Genomic DNA, 3,726 nt, shown 5'->3' with positions numbered 1-3,726 from the left:
CTCGCACCGCCCCCCTTTCACATTGAAGGAGAACCGCCCCGGCTTGTATCCCCGGACCTTCGCCTCTTTCGTCTCGGCAAAGATCTTCCTGATCTCATCAAAGACCTTTGTGTAGGTGGCGGGATTCGATCGGGGTGTCCGCCCGATCGGGCTCTGGTCGATGACAATCACCTTGTCGATCTCCTCGTCTGCCGTGAGCGAGGTAAAGGCGCCGGTATCCTTCCGGGAGCCATGGATGGTGTTCATCAGGGCCGGGTACAGGGTCTCGTAGATGAGGGTTGATTTTCCGGATCCAGAGACCCCGGTGATGACGGTGAAGAGTCCGAGCGGGATCTCGCAGCTGATATCCTTCAGGTTATGCTCGGTGCAGCCGGTGAGCCTGATACAGGGTCCTTTCAGCCTGCGTTCTGTCGGTACCGGGATCGTGATCCTGCCGGAGAGGTACTGGCCGGTGAGGGAGTCTTCTGCGTTAATGATATCATCAAGGGATCCGAGCGCGATGATATCGCCTCCGTGGATCCCGGCCCCCGGCCCCATATCCACGATACAGTCTGCATGCCTGATCGTATCCTCGTCATGCTCGACGACGAGGACGGTGTTGCCGAGATCGCGGAGGTGTTTTAAGGTCTCGATCAGGCGGTGGTTATCCCGCTGGTGGAGGCCGATTGAAGGCTCGTCGAGCACGTAGAGGACGCCCATCAGGTTTGATCCGATCTGGGTGGCAAGCCGGATCCGCTGCGCTTCGCCCCCTGAGAGGGTGCCAGCGTTTCGTGAGAGGGTGAGGTATGACAGTCCCACCCGTTCGAGGAAGAGGAGGCGGGATCGGATCTCCTTCTTCACCTGCCGTGCAATCTCTTCCTCCTTCGGGGTGAGGGGAAGATCGGTGAAGAAGGCGAGTGCTTTTCCAACCGAGAGGTCGGTTACGTCAGCAATTGAGTACCCGTGGATTTTCACCGCGAGCACCTCCTTCTTCAGCCGCAATCCCCCGCAGGAGGGGCAGGGGGTGACCCGCATGAACTTCTCAAGCTCCTCCCTCCTGTACTCGGATTTCGTCTCCCTGTACAGCCGTTCGGACTGGGGGATCAGCCCTTCCCAAATTCCCTTGTGTGACCATTCGGCATCCCCCTGCTTCATCTTCATGGAGAAGCGGATCTGATCGTCTGATCCGTACAGCAGAGAATGGAGCTGCGCATCAGTCAGCTCACGGATCGGGGTATGGATCGTGTACCCGGCATGTTCGGCAACAGATCCGAGATACTGCATCCTGTACCCGTCAAGGAAGTTCCGGTATAATGCCACTGCACCGTCTGCGATGCTCTGGTGCTTATCCGGGATGATCAGGTCGGGATCAAACCGCATCTGGAACCCCAAACCGTTACAGGTCTCGCATGCCCCAAAGGGACTGTTGAATGAGAAGAACCGGGGCTGGAGCTCCTCAACAGAGAAGCCGCAGATCGGGCATGCCATCGTGGCAGAGTAGGTCTCTTCTGACCCGTCCTCAAAGGCAGCGATAACAAGCCCCCCTGAACGCTTCACGGCGGTCTCGCATGCCTCGGCAAGACGGGAGGTCTCGGCCGGATCGAGCCGGTCGATGACGATCTCGATGTCATGCTTCACATAACGTTCGAGTGGGATATCCTCGTCGGTCCTGTGGATGATCCCATCCACCCTGACGCGGGAGAAACCTTCAGAATCGAGATCTTTTATGATCTTTGCATAGGTTCCCTTCTTCTGCCTCACAACCGGCGCCAGTATGGTGACCATCCCGGTTCCGTGTGCTGCGATGGCATCTGCGATCTGCTGGGGTGATCTGGATTCAATCGCAATTCCATGTTCGGGGCAGTGCGGTATTCCGACCCTTGCGAAGAGGAGCCTGAGATAGTCATAGATCTCGGTGACCGTCCCGACAGTGCTCCTCGGGTTCTTCGAGGTCGTCTTCTGTTCTATCGATATTGCAGGGGAGAGCCCTTCGATCGCATCGACATCGGGCTTATTCATCTGGCCGAGGAACTGGCGGGCATATGCCGAGAGGGATTCGACATAGCGCCGCTGCCCTTCGGCATAGATGGTATCAAAGGCAAGCGTGGACTTCCCTGAACCCGAGACGCCGGTGATGACGATCAGCTGGTCACGGGGGAGGATAACGGTGATATCCTTCAGGTTATGCTCACGGGCTCCACGAACAATTAAGTCTTTCATCAGTGATTGTACCTGTTGATCATGGATGGTAATAGGTATAGAGATGCTGTCAACGGTAGTGGCGTCTCAGGAATGATCTCACCTTCTCCGACTCGATCCACCCCTGATCCAGCTGGTCAAGATAGCCCCTGATAATCTCCACCTGCATCCGGATCTCTTCTCCAATCTCCTCATCCCCGCATCCTGCATATCCGAGGATGACGGTGAGCGGGTTTCTGATATGATCTCCCAGAACGGCGAACTGTTCGATATTCTCCTCGATCTGGCGGTATGCCGTCTGCTTGATCCCAAAGTCCCGCCGCCGCTCGGTTATATCCCGTGAGATGGAGACGATCACCCTCCTGCCGCCGAGCATCATCCCGTGGGCATTGATCTCAACCGGGCAGAGCGATCCATCAGCTCTCGCCTGTTCGGTCTCAAAGAGGATCTGATCCGAGACGAGCAGCTTCTTCACCTCTCTCAGGATCTCCCCGACACGCCCGGCAGGTACAATATCGAGCGGGGATCTGGAGAGGAGCTCATCCCTCGTGTACCCAAGCCGCCGGCAGGCGATATCATTCACTTCGATGAATGCCTCCGGTTCACCTTTTCTGCTGATGGTATAGACGACGATCCCGTCATTCCCTCCATGGAAGAGGAGGCGGTACTTCTCCTCGTTCTCCCTGAGCATCGCCTCCGCCTCCTTCCAGCGGGTGATCTGGCGGAAGAACCAGAGTGTGTTATCCCCCTCGATCTCCCTGATCGAGAGTTCGTACCACTGCCGCTCACCGGATGGTGATTGGAGCACGAGCTCTTTTCCCCTGAGCGGAGTCTTCGAGGCGAGGGCATCCTTCACCTCTGCAATAACCGCCTGATCCGAAATCCCGTTCTCTCTGAGTATGGAGAGAAAGAGGAAGAGCGGATCGTGAACATCGCAGATCCCCTCACCGGCGAGCCTCCTGAATGCATCGTTTGCATAGGTGATTGTATTCCCATCTGCGATCAGGATGCCGTCCTCAAGTGCGTCTCCGAAAGAAGGTAGATGGGTACTATTCATGATGGTAGTGTACTTCCATCCATCAATTTAAATAATTAACGAATGCAAAGGTCTATATTCACTGAACCGGAATCTCTCTTTCATGAAGATTCTTGCATTCAACGGAAGCCCGAGAGGTTCCTCGAGCTCGACAAGACAACTCCTCCTCGCCGCATGTGAGGGTGCGGAAGAGGCAGGTGCCAGCACCACGGTGGTTGATATCTGTGAGCTGGATATCGGGTACTGCAATGCGTGTGGGAGCTGCTATAATACCGGCTCCTGTGTCCTTGACGATGATTTTGAATCTGTCTATTACCAGTTCCTCAATGCAGACGGGATCATCTTCTCCTCTCCCGTCTACATCAACTCGGTGACTGCACAGCTGAAGACCTTCTTTGACCGCCTTGCCGATGCCGTGCATTGCCAGAGGCTCACCGGGAGATATGGGTGCAGCCTCTCAACTGCCGGGGGAGCGCTTGCCGAAGAGGTGGCGGAGTACCAGAACGGCGTGA

General features: G+C 56.2%; 3 protein-coding genes. 1 reads left to right on the top strand and 2 read right to left on the bottom strand.

What is annotated here, in order from left to right; translation table 11 throughout:
* Both uvrA and QCH34_RS08655 read right to left on the bottom strand, forming a co-directional pair.
* Positions 1–2,199, bottom strand: a 2,199-nt coding sequence (gene uvrA, locus QCH34_RS08660; RefSeq protein ID WP_300332921.1) for an excinuclease ABC subunit UvrA, incomplete at its 3' end; no start/stop codon positions are given.
* A 49-nt stretch (positions 2,200–2,248) separates the two neighbouring features.
* Positions 2,249–3,235, bottom strand: coding sequence for a PAS domain S-box protein (locus QCH34_RS08655; protein ID WP_300332920.1), 987 nt, complete (start codon positions 3,233–3,235; stop codon positions 2,249–2,251).
* A gap of 82 nt (positions 3,236–3,317) precedes the next feature.
* Between QCH34_RS08655 and QCH34_RS08650 the strand changes: the two genes are divergently transcribed.
* A partial coding sequence (locus QCH34_RS08650; RefSeq protein WP_300332917.1) for a flavodoxin family protein occupies positions 3,318–3,726 on the top strand: 409 nt, incomplete at its 3' end.

The organism is Methanocalculus sp. (genome assembly GCF_029762515.1).
GTDB lineage: Archaea > Halobacteriota > Methanomicrobia > Methanomicrobiales > Methanocorpusculaceae > Methanocalculus.
The sequence above is the reverse complement of the archived record's forward strand: the minus strand, read 5'-3'. Positions and strand labels throughout refer to the sequence as shown.